The 19,383-nt window shown below is 69.8% G+C and carries 16 protein-coding genes; 11 read left to right on the plus strand and 5 right to left on the minus strand.

Features of this window, described 5'->3' with window-relative positions; genetic code table 11:
- Positions 1-16 precede the first annotated feature (16 nt).
- The 3 genes from AB0E78_RS30410 (at position 17) to AB0E78_RS30420 (ending at position 3,240) form a co-directional block, all read left to right on the plus strand.
- A complete protein-coding gene (locus AB0E78_RS30410) occupies positions 17-514 on the plus strand; it encodes a hypothetical protein (RefSeq protein WP_361839043.1) in 498 nt (165 codons plus the stop codon).
- Positions 515-728: 214 nt separating this feature from the next.
- Positions 729-1,499: a serine protease gene (locus tag AB0E78_RS30415; RefSeq protein ID WP_361839046.1), complete on the plus strand. Its 771-nt coding sequence runs from the start codon at positions 729-731 to the stop codon at positions 1,497-1,499.
- Between the two features lie 43 nt (positions 1,500-1,542).
- Positions 1,543-3,240, plus strand: a complete 1,698-nt coding sequence (locus tag AB0E78_RS30420; RefSeq protein WP_361839048.1) for a hypothetical protein — start codon at positions 1,543-1,545, stop codon at positions 3,238-3,240.
- Here AB0E78_RS30420 and AB0E78_RS30425 read toward each other — a convergent pair.
- Positions 3,212-3,622, minus strand: a complete 411-nt coding sequence (locus tag AB0E78_RS30425; RefSeq protein WP_361839051.1) for an NUDIX domain-containing protein — start codon at positions 3,620-3,622, stop codon at positions 3,212-3,214. The two genes, AB0E78_RS30420 and AB0E78_RS30425, sit on opposite strands and share 29 nt — an antisense overlap.
- A 25-nt stretch (positions 3,623-3,647) precedes the next feature.
- Positions 3,648-4,526 carry a radical SAM protein gene (locus AB0E78_RS30430; RefSeq protein ID WP_361839053.1) on the minus strand — a complete coding sequence of 293 codons (879 nt, stop codon included), beginning with the start codon at positions 4,524-4,526 and terminating at the stop codon, positions 3,648-3,650.
- 251 nt (positions 4,527-4,777) lie between these two features.
- Between AB0E78_RS30430 and AB0E78_RS30435 the strand changes: the two genes are divergently transcribed.
- Together AB0E78_RS30435 and AB0E78_RS30440 are read left to right on the plus strand one after the other, a co-directional pair.
- Positions 4,778-5,980: a cytochrome P450 gene (locus tag AB0E78_RS30435; protein ID WP_361839055.1), complete on the plus strand. Its 1,203-nt coding sequence runs from the start codon at positions 4,778-4,780 to the stop codon at positions 5,978-5,980.
- Positions 5,981-5,989: 9 nt separating this feature from the next.
- Entirely contained in the window at positions 5,990-6,181 is a 192-nt protein-coding gene (locus tag AB0E78_RS30440) for a ferredoxin (RefSeq protein WP_361839058.1), read from the plus strand.
- 36 nt (positions 6,182-6,217) lie between these two features.
- On the opposite strand, the gene AB0E78_RS30445 is transcribed toward AB0E78_RS30440, so the two are convergent.
- The gene (locus AB0E78_RS30445; protein WP_361839061.1) at positions 6,218-8,761 is read right to left on the minus strand and encodes a polysaccharide lyase family 8 super-sandwich domain-containing protein; all 2,544 of its coding nucleotides are present in this window, start codon (positions 8,759-8,761) and stop codon (positions 6,218-6,220) included.
- Positions 8,762-8,916: 155 nt separating this feature from the next.
- Here AB0E78_RS30445 and AB0E78_RS30450 point away from each other — a divergent pair, with 155 nt between their 5' ends.
- From AB0E78_RS30450 to AB0E78_RS30470, 5 genes are all read left to right on the plus strand, one after another.
- A complete protein-coding gene (locus AB0E78_RS30450; RefSeq protein ID WP_361839064.1) occupies positions 8,917-9,513 on the plus strand; it encodes a chemotaxis protein CheB in 597 nt (198 codons plus the stop codon).
- A complete protein-coding gene (locus tag AB0E78_RS30455) occupies positions 9,513-11,435 on the plus strand; it encodes a CheR family methyltransferase (RefSeq protein WP_361839067.1) in 1,923 nt (640 codons plus the stop codon). Before AB0E78_RS30450 ends, AB0E78_RS30455 begins: the two co-directional genes overlap by 1 nt.
- A gap of 24 nt (positions 11,436-11,459) precedes the next feature.
- Complete coding sequence (locus AB0E78_RS30460) at positions 11,460-12,350, plus strand: ANTAR domain-containing protein (RefSeq protein ID WP_361839069.1); 891 nt, start codon at positions 11,460-11,462, stop codon at positions 12,348-12,350.
- Positions 12,351-12,482: 132 nt separating this feature from the next.
- The gene (locus AB0E78_RS30465; protein ID WP_361839072.1) at positions 12,483-13,718 is read left to right on the plus strand and encodes a hypothetical protein; all 1,236 of its coding nucleotides are present in this window, start codon (positions 12,483-12,485) and stop codon (positions 13,716-13,718) included.
- The gene (locus AB0E78_RS30470) at positions 13,706-14,977 is read left to right on the plus strand and encodes a hypothetical protein (RefSeq protein WP_361839074.1); all 1,272 of its coding nucleotides are present in this window, start codon (positions 13,706-13,708) and stop codon (positions 14,975-14,977) included. The genes AB0E78_RS30465 and AB0E78_RS30470 overlap by 13 nt, the downstream gene beginning before the upstream one ends.
- A 5-nt stretch (positions 14,978-14,982) precedes the next feature.
- Here the strand turns inward: AB0E78_RS30470 and AB0E78_RS30475 are convergent, their stop codons facing one another.
- Entirely contained in the window at positions 14,983-15,663 is a 681-nt protein-coding gene (locus tag AB0E78_RS30475) for a pyridoxamine 5'-phosphate oxidase family protein (protein WP_361839078.1), read from the minus strand.
- Positions 15,664-15,849: 186 nt separating this feature from the next.
- Here AB0E78_RS30475 and AB0E78_RS30480 point away from each other — a divergent pair, with 186 nt between their 5' ends.
- The gene (locus tag AB0E78_RS30480) at positions 15,850-18,762 is read left to right on the plus strand and encodes a glycoside hydrolase family 2 TIM barrel-domain containing protein (protein WP_361839081.1); all 2,913 of its coding nucleotides are present in this window, start codon (positions 15,850-15,852) and stop codon (positions 18,760-18,762) included.
- Here the strand turns inward: AB0E78_RS30480 and AB0E78_RS30485 are convergent.
- Positions 18,723-19,382, minus strand: a complete 660-nt coding sequence (locus tag AB0E78_RS30485; protein WP_361839084.1) for a DUF4389 domain-containing protein — start codon at positions 19,380-19,382, stop codon at positions 18,723-18,725. The two genes, AB0E78_RS30480 and AB0E78_RS30485, sit on opposite strands and share 40 nt — an antisense overlap.
- Position 19,383: the final 1 nt, after the last annotated feature.

Genomic DNA, 19,383 nt, shown 5'->3' on the forward strand with positions numbered 1-19,383 from the left:
CCCTCATGCTGGCGGGGTGGGACTCAATCCGGCCGAAGCGGCGATCACCGGCACGACCCTGGGCGCCATCGCCTCGTTCTCCGGCGCCTGGCTCACCCAGCACGCGACGGACAGGCGCGAGCGCGAGAACCGGGTGTGGGCGCGGTGCATGGACGTCTACGAAGAAGCCATGATCGCTGTGCACCGGGTCGGTGATCTGCGCGCGCAGTTGTCGGACACCGGGGACTGGCCGGACGGCACCGGCGCGGCGGTGAGCGACGTCCATGTCCTCGCGGCCCGGCTGGAGATCTACGCCACGGCTCCGGTCCTCGAAGCGCACTGGAACGCCCTCCAGGCGACACGTGCGTGGATCAAGGCGTGGCACGACTGGGACAACCAGGAGGGGACCAATCCCCGGGTCAGCCAAACGGACCCGCTGTGGCAGAAATTCACGGAGCACGTAAAGGAATCAGAGGATTCCGACCAACTGCTCTTGGGCATCCTGCGCGAGGAGGTGCGCGGAAGGAAGAAATGAAGACGATCGTGGTGCAAGGGGCGTCGTTACGGCGCACACCCTCGGAGGGATCTCCTCAGAGATCTCCTCAACTCGGCTCCTGAGAACGTTTATTGTGCGGTCACTCCCGCTCGGGAACCGTTCGTGGCTACCATTGCATATTCACGGCGCATGAGCAGTCGGCCTCCGGACGAGGCAGCTGCTCGTTCCTGGGATCGGACGGGGGGACGAACCCATGACGCAACACGAGCCGCACCAGAAGCACTTGATCCAGATATTCCAGAACAACGATCGCATCGGCTCCGGTGTACGGCTCACCAGGCATTTCGCGCTGACCGCCGCGCACTGCCTGGGAGATGACAAAGAGAATCGCATGCGGCCGGTCCTCCTGCGGCTTCCGGACGGCAGGCGGCTGGCGGGCGAGGTCCAGCAATTCGATCTCCTCTCCGACATGGCGCTCGTGAAGATCGTGTTCCAGAAGGGCGAGAAAGTACCGCTGCCGGGCATCCATTTCGACGCGGCACGCGAAGGAGAAGCGTGGACCGCGGCACGCCGCCCTTCGGGCAACGGCAGGCTGCGGGGAACCGTCAGCCACGTATCGGTCATCTATCAGAGCACGGGCGAGCAGGCGGTCAACAGTCACCGGCTGCGGCCCGACGGTTCGTGCGACGACGTACGGAAGTTCTCCGGCAGCCCCGTCGACCGCGGAGTTCCCGAACCCGACCGCCCCGCGGTCGTCCTCGGGCTCCTCGTCGCACGGCCCGCCACCACGGACGCGCCGGAGGGCACGCTGTTCGCCGGCACGATCGACGAGGCGGTGCGCCGCTTCGACACCTTCAAGTTCCGCCCCGAACGACAACAGCCGCTGTCCGACTCCGAACGCATCTACGAAGTGCGCCAGGACCACGAGGCGGAAGCACTGGCCCGCAAGGACCGCACGGTGCCGGCCGGACTGGCCGCCGTGACCAGCTATGTGAACCTGCGCTGGCACCGGCCCCGGCCGTGACGAGCATGCCGCACACCATGGCGGCCCGTCTCCTGGAGGGGACATGACGACGATCGCGAACGTCAGCGAGGCGCTGGCGACTGCGGAGGACGCCTTGGAGGCGCACGGGGCGGCCCGGTCCGACCTGAAGGAATCCCTCGCGGGATACGTGGAACGCCTCACCACTCCGGAGGGGCCCTACGCCCTCCTTCGGCCCCACGCCCGCCAGCACATCAACCTCGCGCAACTGCTTCTCGCGCTGGACCTGAAGGAACGCTCGCACGCTCTCGCCGCGGTGACCCTGCGCCACATGGAGCTGGCCGAGGCGGACCAGGAACTGTTCGCGGCCGATACCTGGAACGAACTGGGCTCGCTGCTCGCGGAGCACGACGATCTCGACCGGGCCCGCATGGTCCTGAACTACGCCCTCAACCGTGCGCAGCGCGCCGCCGCACCCGAACTGGCAAGGATTCTCGCCAATTTGAGCGCGGTGAGCCTGCGGGCCGGGCACCTGGAGGACGCCAAGGTCTGGGCACAGAAGGCCGTCGCCGTCCTCGGCAGGTATTACGGCGGCGATCCGGAAGCGCGGCTGACCGCCGACTGGGTGCGGGTCGAAGTGGCGTCGATCCGGCGGGACACCGCCGAACTCAGCCGCACACTCGACGACTTCGCGGCTTCGGTCGACTGGTTCACGAGCTTCAAGGACGACGACCCGAAGGCCGTCGCGGCCCGTTCGGCGCTGGCCCAGGCACGGTTCCAGGCCGCCAAGGCCGTGCAGGACGAGGCAGGGATCGAGGCGGAACTCGGCGAGCTGGAAATCGCCCATCTTCGCGCCGCCGCGCTCCTCGGCGCCGATCACCAGGAGACGCTGGTCGCCCAAGCGGCTCTCGCCACGGCGGAGTTCGACGCGGCCGACGGCACGGCGTGCTGTGCGACGCGCAGGCTCCAGGCGGTGTCCCTGCTCGACTCGGCCACCGCGAGGGCGGCGGCGACCCTTGGCCGTGACCACTCCCAGACGCTCGCCCTGCGCGCGGCGCTCGCGGACATGCGCGGTGCCACCGCACCGTCGGACGAACTCCCTTATCTCATCGAGCATGTGTACACACCCCAGGAGAACAGCGCCCGCAACAAGGCCAAGGGCGACGCCCTCCGGCAAGAGCGCAATGTGATCAGGCTGATCGCGCACGCGGGCGCGTCGTTCTTCCTGAAAGACCTGAAGCTCTTCCATCCGCAGGTCATTCACGCCCTGAATCAGGGCAGTTATTTCTACGCCATCATCAGCAGCCCTTGGAACAACCTCGGCATTTTCACCAAGCACGATGCGACGGCGGAGCGCCCCAACTCGCACAACATCGTGGACATCATCGCGGCGAGCGACTACTACTCGAAGACTTTCCTGCATGTGATAGACGCCTACCGCACGCTGCGCGAGACATATCACGACCGGATCGAGTTACGGCTGACGCACATCGACATCCCCGGTTCGACCCTGCTCACCACGGGCCGCGGATTCTTCGAGCCCTACATCACGTCCAATCCGGAACGCAGGACCCGCCGCAAGCTCAATGTCCTCGAAGTGGAGTTCCACCAGGACAGCAGGTACTACGCGGACAGCCGGGCGGAATTCGACATCCAGTGGGAACTCGCCAGCACCCTTGACCAGTTCGAGGCGAGCGAGGACCAGCACAAGACGGCGCTACGGGACGCGGTGCGCGCCCAGTCGGACGACCGTTTCAAGGGAGATGGAGAGCCCCGTCCCTGATGCTGCGGAGCACGCCCGCCGAGCCGACGAACAGCGGGTCGGGCAGCGCGTCCAGGGGCCAGAACTCCCAGCGCAGGCACCGCTCGGGCTCCAGGACCCGGGGTTCGCCGGTGAAGTCGAGGATCTCCACCCCGACCTGCATGTGGTGATTGGCCGCCGGGTCGGGGTCGGTGACGCAGGCGACGCGCGTGCCGAGCGCCCGCAGGCCCGTCTCCTCCGCCAGCTCACGGCAGGCGGCGCCGGCCAGCGACTCGCCCACTTCGAGATGCCCGCCGGGCAGCCCCCAGGTCCCGTCGCCGAAGGTGTTGGCCCGCAGGCCGAGCAGCACGCGGTCGCCCGCGCGGACGATCGCCTGGACCCCTACGCGTACCTGTGCCGTCATCGTGGACTCCTCACGTGTCCGGCTCTCACGTGTCCGGGCTCTCGTCCGGGTAAGTGCCGGTGAAATTCTCGGCGTTCCTGGCCCCCTCGACCGGAGCGGGCAGGTCGGCGAAGCTCTCCGCGAGCCGGTCGAAGAAGTTGCCGATCCGCCGCTCCCCGCCCTCGTCGACGACGACGACCTCGCAGTCCGGGTCGATGAAGAAGTAGCTGCCCGTGCGAGTGCGATTGCGGTACACCCGCAGGGCGACGCCGCGCTCGCGGGCGGCGTCCGCGCACCGGTGGACCACGTCCTCGAACTCCTCGTCGCCGATGGAGAGCCAGCCCCGGTTGTCCGCACCATAGTTGGTTTCGGACATTTGGTACACCTTCCACACGTCGGGCAGGCAGTTGTCGTCGATCAGGCTCAGGACCTCGGGTGCCCCTTTGACGTTGAGCCTGGTCACGACCGTGCCGAGCTTCACCTTGACGTGCGTGTGGTTCCGGCGCACCTCGCCGAGCAGGGCGAGCATCCGCTCCCGGTGCGGCGCCACGCCGGTGCGCAGCGCCCGGTGTTCGTCCGCGTCGGCGGACTCCAGGGGCAGCGCGATCCAGGACAGGTGGGGCAGCACGCGCTCCATCGTCCGCAGCGGCGCGAGGCCGTTGGTGCTCAGGACGACTTTCGGGGGGCCGCCGCTCTCGCCGGGTTCCCGCAGTACGGCAGCGAGCTCGTCGAGATAGGGGAGCAGGGTCGGTTCGCCCCCGGAGATGACGACGCCCCGCACACCCGCGTCCTTCAGGGCCGCCGCGACCTTGAGCGCGTCACCCCGGGACATGGTGGGGACCTCGTGCCTCGGACCGAAACAAAAGGGACAGTCGAGGTTGCATCGCCCAATAGGTCGCATGTCGACGAAGGCGGGGATGAGCATGGGGGGACCTTAGCGACCCTCGAGACCAAAGGCCGGGTGAATCCCCCAAGGAGTCGCCCCCGAACACCTGCGCTCAGCACGCGCCCGCCCCGCAAACCCGGACGCGACCCGGTTGAGCGGACGGGGTGATTCCGGCCAGATTCCCGTGGCGAAAGTGGCGCCATCTGGCTTGTCTTGTCGTGGACCAAGTAGATGCCCCAGGCATCCAATGGAAGAGGTAAACGGAGCCCCTCCGCTTGTGAGGTAAGTCCATGACGGAATCAGTCGCGTCCGAACCAGTCGCCTTCCCGCAGGACCGCACCTGCCCCTACCGCCCGCCGGAGTCGTACGAGCCGCTCCGCGAGGCCCGGCCGCTCTCCCGGGTCCGCCTCTTCGACGGGCGGTCCGTATGGGTCGTCACCGGTCAGGGAACCGCCCGTGACCTGCTCGTCGACCCCCGCCTCTCCACCAACCGCGAGAACGAGGCGTTCCCCGCGCCGACCGAACGCTTCGCGAAGGTGCGCAACCGCAGCGTCGCCCTGCTCGGCGTCGACGACCCCGTGCACAACAGGCAGCGCCGCATGCTGATCCCCAGCTTCTCGGTCAAACGGATCGCCGCGCTGCGCCCCCAGATCCAGGAGACGGTCGACCAACTCCTGGACGCCATGGAGGCCAAGGGGGCACCGGCCGAGCTGGTCGGCGCGTTCGCGCTGCCGGTTCCGTCCATGGTGATCTGCGCCCTCCTCGGCGTGCCCTACGCCGACCACGAGTTCTTCGAGGAGCAGTCGCGCCGCCTGCTGCGCGGCCCCCGCGCCGAGGACACCGAGCGGGCCCGGGACGAACTGGACGCGCACTTCCACGCGTTGATCGACCACAAGACGCGTGAGCCCGGTGCCGGGCTCCTCGACGAGCTGATCCACCGGCAGCTCGCCGAGGGCGCGCTGGACCGCGAGGAACTGGTCAGCCTGGCGACGATCCTGCTGATCGCGGGCCACGAGACCACGGCGAACATGATCTCCCTGGGCACCTTCACTCTCCTCCAGCACCCCGAGCAGCTCGCCGAACTGCGCTCCGAGCAGAGCCTGATGCCCGCCGCCGTGGAGGAGCTGCTGCGCTTCCTGTCCATCGCGGACGGCATGCTGCGGGTGGCGAAGGAGGACATCGACGTCGCAGGCAGCACCATTCGCGCGGACGACGGCGTCATCTTCTCCACCTCCCTCATCAACCGCGACGGCATGGCCTACGAGACGCCGGAGGAACTGGACTTCCACCGCGCCGACCGCCACCACCTCGCCTTCGGGTTCGGCATCCACCAGTGCCTCGGCCAGAACCTCGCCCGCGCCGAGATCGACATCGCCCTGCGCACGCTCTTCGAGCGGATGCCGGACCTGCGTCTCGCGGTACCCGCGCGCGAGATTCCGTTCAAACCGGGCGACACCATTCAGGGGATGCTCGAACTCCCCGTCATTTGGTAGGAGTTGAGCGTGCACGTAAAGGTAGACACGGAACGGTGCGTGGGCGCGGGCATGTGCGCGCTCACCGCCCCGAGCGTCTTCACCCAGGACGACGACGGCTTCAGCGAGGTGCTCCCCGGACGCGAGGACGGCGGCGGCGACCCGCTGGTGCGCGAGGCCGTACGGGCCTGCCCGGTGCAGGCCGTCACCCTCGACGAATGAGGACCGGCACGGGCACCGCGGGCAGTCCGGCCGCCGTCAGTCCCGCAGCGTCACCGTGAAGCTCCGCCCGTACGCGTGGTGGGTGTCGACGTCGATCCGGGTCCCGCCGTGGGCCCGGCTCACGCGCACCCCCTCGTCGGCCCGCACCGCCCGCAGGGGACGGCCGCGGAGCAGCACGCTGATCCTGTCGCGGTCCATCGTCGGGTCGGACACCGCCACGGTGGTCGGGCCGCGCCGCTCGCGTCGTACGAGGACCGAGGCCGGGCCGTCGATGTGGAGACCGGCGGCCTCGTGGCGGCCCGCCGTGAAGCTGTTCGCGGCGGTCAGGCCGAGCCCGGCGTGGGCGACCGCCTGCAGCCGCACCGTGTTCGCGAGGACCTTCAGCGGCTGCCCGCCCCGGTACGACCTCAGCCCGGCCTCGCCCGCGTTCGGCACCAGGGCGTAGGCGAGGGAGACGGGCCGGGCCCCCGCCGCCCGGTCCACCGTCACGCCGAGGACCGTGCGCGTCACCGGGGTATCCGGGTTCGCGGTGCGGACGACCCGGCGGCTCCGGGTGACCTTGTCCAGGGCGACCCGCACCTTCGGGGTGTCCAGGAAGACGTAGCCGACACAGGTGCGCAGCGTGGCGTTGGTGTAGCGCAGCCACCGGAGGTCGGCCGTGCCCGCGCCGGTCCACGGGCGGCCGTCACGCAGCTCCCCCGTCACGGAGACCTGGTCGTCCGGCGCCGCGGTCCTGGCGTCGACCGTCGTCGTCACGGCCCGCCCCGCACCGTCGCCCACCCCCGCGGCGAGCACCACGATCTCGTCGTCGAGCAGGAACCACGACTTCGTCGCCGTGGCGTTCCGGTAGACCACGAAGTCGTCCGGCAGCAACGCGCGGTCCTGGAAGGCGACATCGCTTGACTGCACCGCCCCTGCCGCGCCGTATGCCCCGAGGACGACGCCACCCGAGTACGGGTTGGTGCCGCGCGGGAAGTAGACGTACTTGTTCTGCGACTCGGAGGACGAGGTGAAGTTCAGGGGGTGGCCGGGGTTGTCGTAGTACGGCTTTCCGTACAGTTCGGGGATCGTCCCGCGATGCTCGACCGGCGCGGTGGCCCCGGCGAGGCCGTACGGCGAGACCGTGGTGAAGTAGTCGACCCCGTACGCCTGTGTCTGGTCCTGGCCGGAGAGATAGAGGTAGTACGCGCCGTCGCCCTGGAACCACGGCATGAGGTTCTCGCCGCTCATGTACTCGTACTTGCTGATCCGGTCGGAGCTGCGTGCGAGCGCGAAGGCGTAGCCCGGTCTGCGGTGGACGGTCTTGTCCATGGCGTTGAAGGCGACGCTGCGGGACGCGGGGTTCAGGTCGGCGGGCGGCACCGACGCGTCGCCGATGATGTCGGCGTAGCGCACGATGCTGACCGGCGAGACGAAGCCGGTCGGGTCGAGGGCGTCGCGCGAGGTCGACCGGATGTGCTTCACATAGCTCTTCAGGGCGGTGGCCTCGGCGCCGGCGGAGAGGGAGGAGAGGTCGACGACAGCCTCCACGACGACCGCGACGTCCGTGTAGCCGCCGTCCGGCCGTGACACCGCGCGCCCCTTGACGATCTCCATCATCCAGCCCTCGAAGATGAGCGGCGCGAAGCCGTCGCGCACCCACCTCTGGACGGTCGGCACCAGCTCCTCGCCGTGCGCGAAGCCCGTGCCGTCGAGGATCTTCAGCGTCTGCACGACCCGGGTGAGCAGGCCCTTTCCGTACGAGCCCGTGTACGCGACGGAGGCGTGCTGGATGAAGGAGCCGTCGGCGTAGTAGCCGTCCGTCACGCCGTGGTTCAGGCGGTAGGGGTCGATGGTGACGAAGACCGTGAGCTGGTCGGTGAGGGCCTTGCGGATGCGGGCCTCTCCCCCGGCGCCGAGGAGCGCGCCCTGGAGGATCCGGTTGGTGGTGATGTCGGCGAGGTTGGCGCCGGTGTGGAACCGCGAGTCCAGGTTCACGTCGCCGTCGGTGCCGTTGCGCAGATAGGCGTCCATCGAGGCGACGTACGTGGTGATGAGGGCGGGCCGGTAGGTCCGCACCTCGTCGACGAGCAGGGCGAGGGTCTTGCTGACGTGCTGGGAGATGCCGATCTCCCAGTTGAACCAGTTGCCGTAGTACCCCTTGGACTGGTCGCCGTAGTAGCGCTCGTGCAGCCAGACCAGGCCGTCGATCACGCGGTGCTGCACGGCGGTGTTCCCGTGGAGGTCGGAGAGGGAGCCCGGGGTGCGGGTCGCGAGGGCGATCTCGTACAGCCGTTTGAAGGCCGTGTTGAGGTTGGCGTCGTCCGTGCCTAGCGTCAGTCCCGCGAAGAGCTCACCCTCGCCCGCGTCGTCCATCGACTTCAGGTTCGTCCGAGCGGTCCTGTCGATCGCGGCGAGCTTGGCGGCCGTCTCGGGGCGTGCGTTGGACTCGGTGGTCCCCGCGAAGACCGCCACGGTGTTGTCCAGGAGGCGTGCGGTGTCCGCGGCTGCCGCCGCGGCGCTCGCCGGCAGCGTGGGGATCACCGCCAGGAGACCGGCGGCCGAGAGAGCGGACAACAGGCGTCTGCGGGTGATCTCCATGGCGTCCTCCGCCGGTGCGTTGGCGATGTGGCGTTCTGGTGCTCTGGCGTTCGGGGCGGGCGGAGTCAAGCAGATGCCCCGACCGTCGACAAGGGCCGGTGCCCGGCCGTCCATGTGCAGCTTGCCGGACCACCAGCGGCTAGGCTCGTCATGTGATGTCGGAACAGCACACTTCAGGGCCGTACGCCGTCGTAGCTGTCGCGTCATCAGCCGGTGGCATCCAAGGCCTGGCAGCCCTCCTGGGCGGCCTCGGCCCTGAACTGACCGTGCCCGTGCTGGTGGTCCAGCACCTCGATCCACGCCACAGGACCCTCCTGGCCGAGGTGCTCTCGCGGCGCACGGAGCTGGCTGTGAAGCTGGCGGAGGACCAGGACCACGTGGAGCCGGGGACGGTGTATCTCGCGCCGCCCGACCGGCACCTTCTCGTCGGGCCCGACGGGGTTCTCGCCCTGTCGAGCAGCGACCCGGTGCACTTCGTGCGCCCCTCCGGCGACCTGCTCTTCGAGTCGGTGGCCGACTCGTACGGGTCGCGGGCCATCGCCTGCGTCCTGACCGGCACGGGCGTGGACGGCGCGACGGGCGTGGCCGCGGTCAAGCACCGGGGCGGCACCGTGATCGTCGAGGATCCGGAGACCGCGCAGTTCGCGGGGATGCCCCGGGCGGCGGTCGAGACGGGAGCAGCGGACTTCGTACTCCGTCTTGAGAAAATCGCCGCGGCGGTCCGCGGACTTGTCGAGGACAAGAGGCAGTGATGAGTGAGTCATCCGGCGCCGGTACCGATGAGGGCGCCGAGCCGCGAGCCGGACAACCCGAGCGCGCGCCCGGCCCAGCGTTCGACCAGGGTCTTGAAGACCTGCTCGGCTTCATCCGCGACTCGCGCGGATTCGACTTCACCGGCTACAAGCGGTCCACTCTCGGCCGCCGCATCCGCAAGCGGATGGACGACGTCGGCACGCGTGACTACGCCGACTACCGCGATCTGCTCGAGGCCGACACGGTGGAGTTCCGCACTCTCTTCAACACGATCCTGATCAACGTCACCTCCATGTTCCGCGACCCGGAAGCCTGGGAGCTTCTCCAGCGTGAGGTGGTGCCGGAGCTGATCGCGGACCTGGGTGCCGACGACGAGATCCGGGTGTGGAGCGCGGGCTGTTCCAGCGGCGAGGAGGCATACTCCCTGGCCATCATCTTCGCGGAGGCGCTCGGCATCGAGGAGAGCCTGAACCGCGTCAAGATCTACGCCACGGACGTCGACGAGGAGGCTCTGCGCGATGCCCGCGCCGGGCAGTACCCGGAAAAGAGCCTCGAATCGCTCGCGGTCGAGCTGCGCGACAAGTACTTCGAGAAGCATGACAACCAATACGTCTTCCGCCCCGACCTGCGGCGCCGGGTGATCTTCGGCCGCCACGACATCACCCGCGACGCCCCGATCTCCCGCCTGGACCTCCTCGTCTGCCGCAACGCCCTGATGTACTTCAACGTCGAGGCGCAGGCCCAGATCGTCGACCGCTTCCACTTCGCCCTGCGCGAGGGCCGCTACCTCTTCCTCGGCAAGGCCGAGATGCTCCTGAATGACGGTGAGCGGTTCGAGGCGGTCAGCATCCGCCAGCGCGTCTTCCGGCGCCGGCCGGGCGGCAGCGCCGCTCCCTACCCCTCGATTCCCGTGAAGATCAGACCCGGTGTGGGCATCGAGATGCAGGCGGCCACACGCACCCGCCAGCTGCGCGACCTCATCCTCGACGCGGCTCCGGGTGCCGCTGTCGCCCTGGACGGCGACGGCATTCTGGTGGTGATCAACAACGAGGCCCGGTCCCAGTTCGGCCTCACGGCCCATGACGTGGGACGCCCCTTCCAGGACCTGGAGCTCTCCTACCGGCCCACCGAGCTCCGCTCCCTGATCGACCAGGCCCTCCATGAGCGCCGGACCTTGCGGGTGAACGGCGCCGAGCGGCGCATCGGCAACGAGATCCAGTACTTCGACATCGTCATCCAGCCGATCGTGATCGGCCCCGGCCTTCCGGTCGCCACCAACATCACGTTCACGGACGTCACCTTGGCCATGCAGCTCAAGGCCGAGGTCAAGCGCGTACGCGAGGACCTGGAGACCGCGTACGAGGAACTCCAGTCCACGAACGAGGAGCTGGAGACCACCAACGAGGAACTCCAGTCGAGCATCGAGGAGCTGGAGACCACCAATGAAGAGCTCCAGTCCACGAACGAGGAACTGGAGACGACGAACGAAGAGCTCCAGTCCGGCAACGAAGAGCTCGAAACCATGAACGACGAGATGCGCCTGCGCACCACCGACCTGGACGAGGCCCGCGCCTTCCTGGAGGGCGTGGTGAGCAGCATCGCGGCGGGGGTGGTGGTGCTCTCCGCCGACATGCGGGCCAAGAGCTGGAACCGCGGCGCGGTCGACCTGTGGGGGCTTCGTCCCGACGAGGTCCTTGGCGAACACTTCTTCGCCCTGGACTTCGGGCTCCCCACCGACAGCCTGCGCGGGATCGTCCAGGAGTGCGTCGCGTCCGGTAAGCGCGCGGGCCCGGTGACGATCCCGGCTGTGAACCGCATCGGGCGGAGCATCAACTGTTCGATCATCTGTTCTCCGTTCGATGGCCACAACGGCGGCGTCGTCCTCCTGATGGAAGACGTCGCCAACGGAGAGGGCAGCTGACGGCCCCCGTCGTATTCTGTGAACATGGGCGCCATGAAGGACAGTTCACGCTCAGGTGACGGCCGGGCGGACGCCGCCTGGCAGCGTGCTGTATCGGCGGGCGAACGCGCGGCGCTGGCGGCGGTGACCGCCGAGCGGCACGAGAGGCTCTACGCGCAGTCCGGACGCGAGTTCCACGCGACGATGGCGGCGCGGCACCGCGCGGTCGAGGAGCGGCATCGCACGGCGGCCAGGCTCCAGGAGACGTACGCCCGCCGGGTAAGGGCATGGGCGGCGGGCCGCACCGACACTCCGCTCGCGGGAAGCGAGGACGACCACCGCCCTCTGTTCATGGCCGGGGTCGCGGAGGCCTGCGGGACGCTCAGTGCCGCGCTCGCGCTCGTCGGGGTGGACCTGAATCAGCTCGCGGTCGCCGCTTCGGACCGGCCTTCCCGCGGCGCCCAAGATCTGGAGTACATCCTGACTTCGGGCCCCGGGCGGGACGCGACCCGCAGCCGCCGTGCGGTCCACGCGTCGGGGGCGGACCTGGAGAGACGCTGGCCCGGCTATGGCTCCGGCCTCATGGCTCTCGGCCTGAACTCGGTCGCCGCGCTGCCGCTGCGGGTGCCCAGTGGCTGTCTCGGGGCACTCACCGTCTTCGATCCCCCGCCCGCACTGGTCCGGGCCGGGGCTTTCGACGCCGTAGCCGACGCGCTGACCGAGTCCGTCCTGCTCGGCCCGGACGCGGACCCGGGCCTGTACGGCGGCACGGATCTGCGGGCGGTGGTCCACCAGGCCGCGGGCGTGCTGTCCTATCAGACGGGCAGTTCGGTCGATAACGCCCTGGCTCTCATCCGGGCGCGGGCGTACGCCGTGGGTGAGTCACTCGATTCGGTGGCCCGGCGGGTCATCTCCGGGGAACTGAAGCTCGCCTGACCCCCGTCCGGGAGGCCCGCCCCCGGTTGATAGCGTCGCTCCTCTGATCTTGACATGTCATCTCGACGTCTCGCCAGGACGAGTCGTCTCGACCTGTCGTCGTGACGTGGCTCGCGGGGGAAGGGGAGCGCCATGCCCAGGGTGCGTGAGGTCCGGAGGCGTACGTGGCTTGTGGTCTCCGGAGTGGCCGTCCTCGCGCTCGCGGCCACCGGGACCGGGATCGCCGTATCGCAGTCTCAGGGGCGTGACGACCGCACCGCCGCCAACCGGGACCAGCTGAACCGGGCCTGCGCGGGCCTGCTCCCCCAGGAGCTGAGCTCCTTCGTGCCTGACGACTCGGCGGGTGTACTGGACGAGTACGGCACGCTCCTGACGTCACGGCAGCAGAGCAGGGCGCTGCTGGACTGCACGCTGTCGTGGGGCGGTCACGCCGACGGCCTTGAGCCTGACGCACAGGTGCGGGTCCGGGCCGAGGCCGTGCTCGGCAAGACCCAAGCACCGACCGGAGACTTCGAACTACCCCTGCCGAGCGGCACGTTGGGTGGCACAGGCTCCAGCGAGGGCCGGCTCGACGGCAGTCAGGTGTCGGCCACCCTGCTCACCGAGTGCCCGAAGGGGCTGAGCGGTCGGGTCCGGCCGTCGAAGGACCTGCTCGTCTCCGTGGACCTGCCCTCACGCGCCGACAACGAGTACGACATCCCCAAGTCCGACCGGCTCTTGGCGTCCCGCACCGCGGTCCGGGTCGCCGACTGGGTGAGCCGTGAACAGGGCTGCGGCACAGAGCCGTTGGCCGATGCCGAGAGGCCGAGGAGCGCCGACGCGCTCTGCGACTGGCTCTCCCCCAAGGCCCTGCAGTTCGCGCGGGGCAACTGGCGGTTCGACGAGAACGACACGGTGTACAGCGAGCGCGCCGGGGCGTGCGGCGGTAAGTGGGACGACACGGCAGGCTGGGCCACCGATCTGGAGGTCACGGCGGCGGGCGCTCAGAGCTGGTCCGGTGTCCTCGCGCCGGGCGCGTACGAGAGCTTCGGCGGCAGCGGATACGTCCCCGGGACCGAACAGAGCCGCCATGAGCGGGGCACTGAGGGCCAGTTGACCTTTGACATGCCGGGTGACGATCCGCTGCTCGCGCTCTGGGCGCGGTCGGTGTGCGACGGCGGTCCGACGTTCCACCGGGTCACGGTCACGCCCGCCCTGGACTTCCGGCACCAGGACGAGGTCGTCGTGGACAAGAAGGAATGGCAGCGGATCTCGGCGGACGCGCGGGCCGTGCTCGACCGCTATCTGGCCGCGGACGACGGCTGGCCCCGGCGCTCGCACTGCCGTGACACGGAGATCATGGGAGAGGTGGAGCAGTGGCAGGGCTGACCTGGCGGTCCGGGGCGGGAAGGAAGCTCACCACGGCGGCCGGGGCGGTGTTCGCCCTCGCGCTGGTGGCGGGCGGGTACTTCTGGTTCAGCGGGGGCTACGACCGGTGGGTGGCGCAGCGCCTGGTGGCCGGTGCCTGCGACGGGGTGCTCCCGGCCGCCGAAGTGCGTGACGTACTGGGCGAGGGGCCTTTCCAGGACGACACGCGCGACCGGGCGGAAGGCGAGCTGAGCGATGCCTCGCTGCGTGTGGACTGCACGATCGCCCGCGACACCGAGCACCCCACGGGCACGTCCACGCGCGTCGGCTCGGTGAAGGTGAACGTGCGGGCGGTGCCGGAGCGGGTCGCGAAGGACGACACCGGCTTTGCGGCACGGGAGCGGCGGCGCGAGGACTTCACCGGCGAGTACGCCGGAGTCTACCCGGACGTGTACTCCTCCCTGCCGCCGGTCGCGGTCGGCCCCGGCTGGAACGGCGTCTTCTCCGCGGACGAGTCGAGCGGCGGCAAGGCGTCGGCCACCACCGCCGTCGTGCTCGACTGCGCGCGCGGCCGTGGCGGGCTCCTGGTCACGGTCGACGCCAAGGACGAAGGCGTGACCCTCGACGCCCCCCGGCAGCGCACCGCCTTCGCCAAGATCGCCACCACCACGGCGGCGAACGCCTCCGGCCACTGGGGCTGCGACGCCGACCTGGGCAAGCCCCCGCGCACGGTGGCACTGCCCGTGAACTCGGACGAGGCGGTGCCGTCGGCCGAGGCCACCGCTTCCTGCCGGGGCGTTCCGGTGCGCGGCTCCGAGGTCGCGCGGGCATGGGAGGGCTCGCGGCGCGGGACGCCGGTCGAGGTCTGCGTACTGGGACCCGGGACGGTGAGGGAAGACGGCCTGCCGGTCGCCAGGTCGACCGACGACGTGGGCGGGCACTACCGTCTGAGCGCCTCCTACGGCCCGTACGCGCAGGACGAGCGGTATCGCTACCAGGACCGCTACGGCTACAGGGCGCAGGACCGCATCCCCGGTGTGGCGCCCTCCGGCCGCCTCCCGGAGGGCGGCTACTGGGTGAGCGCGGAGTGCGAGAAGGGCGGTGAGCGCGCCCTGTTCACCGTCGAGCCGCCGGGGGCCCGTTCCCCCTCGTACCAACGGGACGGGAAGGACAAGCCCACGCCTGCCGACCGGGCCTATCAGCGCGCCGCGCTCAAGGCCTTCGCGGAAGGCTCGGCGAAGGCGCACGGCTGCGGGACGCCTGATTCCGTCAAGCCTTGACCTGATCAGCCGTGCCGCGTCCCGCCGCGCTCGGCGATGTGCGGCGGGACCGCGATGCCGGGCGGGAGCAGCGGGTCGGCGACCGGGGTGCCCCAACGGGCCGCCAGGGGAAGGTTTCCGGCCCAGATGCCGAGCTCCGCGTCCGGCCCTTCACCGTCGTCCGGAGGGCCCGCGCTCGTCTTGACCGAGGCCTCCTCCAGGGAGAGGGCGAGCAGCGTCGTGGCGGCGAGCTCCTTGCGGCTGGGGCGCCTGGCGTGGTCCCACTGGCCGGGGGCCGCGTGTTCGGTGAGCAGACGCAGGCCCGTCAGCTTCTCGTCCGGGTCGGTGACCTTGCGGGGGACGCCGTAGATCATCGCGCTGCGGTAGTTGACGCCGTGCTCGAAGACGGAGCGAGCCAGGATCAGGCCGTCCACGTGGGTGACGGTGACGCAGACCGTGACATCTGGGTCGGCGGCCAGGCTGCGGCTCGCGACCGAGCCGTGCAGATACAGCTGCTTGTCGTCGCGGCCGTAGACGGTGGGCACCACCATGGGGTGGCCGTCGACGACGACGCCCAGATGGCAGATGAACCCCGCGTCGAGGATCGCTTCGAGGTCGGCGCGGTCCAGGCTGCCCTGTTCGCGCAGGCGGCTGTGGCGGGTGCGGTCGGTCTCCGCGAGCGTGGTCTGCTGCTTGCTGGTGGTCACGCCTCCGCAAGCTACCGATATCGCGTACGAAATGCCAGACCTCAACGAATTACAACCGAAACATCGGCAGCGTACGACGAAATCCGCATCCCATGCACCTTTCGTCCAACCCCGCCGCCGAGAATCCAACAACCCCCGGCGCGCGACTGTTGTGACGTCCCACCTCCCCGCTGTCTGATGGAAGCCATGGAGCTCCCCTACTTCGAGGACGTATCCCCCGGTTCCGGCAGCCTCCCGCCCCGCGCGTGGTATGCGCGGTCGGACGCCATCTCCCTCTCCCTGAACGGCAGTTGGCGCTTCCGGCTCTCCCCGGCCGCCGACACCGCCGACGACTCCTTCGCCTCGGACGGCTTCGACGCCAGGGCCTGGGACACCGTGGCGGTGCCCGGCCACTGGGTGCTGCAGGGCCACGGCGCGCCCACCTACACGAACATGGTCTATCCGTTCCCGGTCGACCCGCCCCGCGTGCCCACCGAGAACCCGACCGGCGACCACCTGCGCACCTTCGACCTGCCCGCCCACTGGCCCAAGACCGGCGGCGGCACACTCCGCTTCGACGGCGTCGAGTCCTGCGCCCGCGTCTGGCTGAACGGCACGGAACTCGGCGAGTTCAAGGGCTCCCGGCTGCCGCACGAGTTCACCGTCGGCCACCTCCTGAAGCCCTCGGGCAACGTCCTGGCGGTCCGCGTCCACCAGTGGTCGTCCGGCTCCTACCTGGAGGACCAGGACCAGTGGTGGCTGCCGGGCATCTTCCGGGACGTGACCCTGCTGCACCGCCCCGAGGGCGGCGCCCTCGACTTCTTCACGCACGCCTCGTACGACCACGTCGCGGGGACGGGGACACTGCGGGTGGACTCGGACGTCGACGGCCGGATCACCGTGCCCGAGCTGGGGGTCGACGTCGCCACGGGCGAGCCGGTGACGGTGGCCGTCGAGCCCTGGACCGCCGAGACGCCCCGGCTGTACGACGGGGTCCTGGCCACGGCGGGCGAGCGCGTCCCCCTGCGGATCGGCTTCCGCACGGTCGCCGTCGAGGACGGGGTCATCAAGGTCAACGGCCGCCGCATCCTGTTCCGCGGCGTGAACCGGCACGAGTTCCACCCGGAGACGGGCCGCGCACTCGACCTCGACACGATGCGCACCGACGTCCTGCTGATGAAGCAGCACAACATCAACGCCGTGCGCACCAGCCACTATCCGCCGCACCCCGCCTTTCTCGACCTCTGCGACGAGCTGGGCCTGTGGGTCATCGACGAGTGCGACCTGGAGACCCACGGCTTCACCGAGCAGGGGTGGCGCGACAACCCCGTCGACGACGACCGCTGGACGCCCGCCCTCCTGGACCGCGCGGCCCGCATGGTCGAGCGCGACAAGAACCACGCCTCGGTGATCATCTGGTCCCTCGGCAACGAGTGCGGCACGGGCCGGGGCCTGACCGCCATGGCCCGCTGGATCCGCGCACGGGACGCGGGACGCCTCATCCACTACGAGGGCGACCGGTCCTGCACGGACACCGACATGTACTCACGCATGTACGCCGACCATGCCGAGGTCGAGCGCATCGGCCACCGGGCGGACACCGACGGACCACCCGCACGGCGTCAACTCCCCTTCATCCTCTGCGAGTACGGGCACGCCATGGGCAACGGCCCCGGCGGCCTGAGCGAGTACCAGGAGCTCTTCGACGCGCACGAGCGCAATCAGGGCGGCTTCATCTGGGAGTGGATCGACCACGGCCTCGAGCACCCGGAGTTCGGCTACGCGTATGGCGGCGACTTCGGCGAGGAGCTGCACGACGGGAACTTCGTCTGCGACGGCCTGGTCTTCCCCGACCGGCTGCCGTCGCCGGGCCTCGACGCGTACGCGCGGGTCATCCAGCCGGTGCGTTTCGCGTACGACGAGGACGCGGGGACGGTCCGGGTGACCAACCTGCACGACTTCGCGGACCTGTCCCACCTGTCCTTCGAGTGGTCGTACAGCTGCGACAACGACGAGGCGTCCGAAGCCGGGGAGCTGGCCGTGCCATCGGAGCTCGGTCCCGGTGAATCCGTCGAACTGAAGCTGCCGGACGCGCCATTGGCCGCCCGTGACTCCGAGACCTTCCTGCACCTCACGGCAACGGTCGGCGTGGAGACGAACTGGACGAAGCTGGACCACCTCGTCGCGCGGGCCGAGTTCCCCGTCACGCCACGCCCCTCCCTCCGGCCCGCCACCGGTGAACGCCCCGCGCGCGACGGCGACTTCATCACCCTCGGCCCCGGAACCTTCGACGCCCGTACCGGCGAGCTGCTCACGCTGCACGACATCCCGCTGTCCAGCGCACCCCGCCTGGACATCTGGCGCGCCCCCACGGACAACGACAACGGGGCGTCCTGGCAGGGCGGTCAGCGCAACGGCCTCGTCTGGCGCGAGCTCGGCCTGCACCGGATGCAGCACCGGCTCGACGCGGTCGAGCCGTCGGGCGACGCCCTCACCGTCCGCACCCGCGTGGCACCCGCCGCGCGCGACATCGGCCTGCGCACCGTCTACCGCTGGACGTCCGACGGAACCCACCTGCGCCTCACCGTCTCCGTCGTGCCCGAGGGCGAGTGGACGGTGCCGCTGCCACGCCTCGGCATCCGGCTCGGACTGCCCGCCGCGTACGGGTACGCGCGCTGGTTCGGCGGCAGGGACGAGGCCTACCCGGACACGGCAGCGGCATCCTTCACCGGTCGGCACTTCGCACTGGTGGACCGCATGCAGACCCCGTACGTCCGCCCCCAGGAGAACGGCGCCCGGCCGAACGTCCGTTGGGCCGAGTTGCGGACGGACTTCGCCGGCGAGGGAGTACGCGTCGTCGGCGAGCCCGCGTTCTGGTTCACGGCACGCCGCTGGACGACGGAGCAGCTCGACGCTGCCACGCACCGCACGGATCTCGTCCCCGGCGACACGGTGTGGGTCCACCTCGACCACGGGCAGCACGGCATCGGCTCGCAGTCGTGCGGTCCCGGGGTGCTTCCGCGGTATGAACTCCACGCCGCGCCCGCAGAGTTCACGTTGACGTTCTCGCATCGGGAGAGTCAGCCGGACGGCTCCCGCTCGCCCTGGTCGAGCCGGTAGGGCGGATAGACGTCCGTGAGCAGCAGACCGTAGGCCATGACGCGCGCGACCCAGCGGTGCAGGCCGATGTTGAGGTCGTACATGCCGCGGGGGTAGCGGCCGGTGAAGAGCAGGGACACACCCGCGTAGAAGGTGAGGAGCCCGGTGAGGCCGCCGTTGAAGCGGTAGCCGCCCGACATCAGCGCCGCCACCAGGAGCTGCGGCAGGACCAGGAGCCAGCTCTTGACGAGCACGAGCCCCCTGGAGAGGTGCTCGGGGTAGGCGATCTCCAGGCGGGCCGGGTAGTCGGGGACGTCACCCAGGGAGAAGGGCGGATAGCGGTCGGTGCCGAGCGCTCCGTACGCGTAGTACTCGACGCGCCAGCTCCAGCGCAGCACACCGACGTTGAAGTCGAACAGCAGCCGTGGATAGGACCCGGTGATCAGGACGGCGAAGAAGGCGACGAAGGTGACGAGGAGGACGCCGACCCACAGGAAGGCGAGGACGATGAAGTGCGGGATCGCGAGCAGCCATTTCACCAGCCAGAGCCAGCGGGAAAGACCGGCGTCGTACCGCGCCTCCAGGCGGACCGGACCGACCGGGTGCTTGCCGAGATCGGTCGCCGTGGGCATGGCGGACATG

This window comes from Streptomyces sp. NPDC032198, assembly GCF_040636975.1.
In the GTDB taxonomy this organism is placed as follows: Bacteria; Actinomycetota; Actinomycetes; order Streptomycetales; family Streptomycetaceae; genus Streptomyces.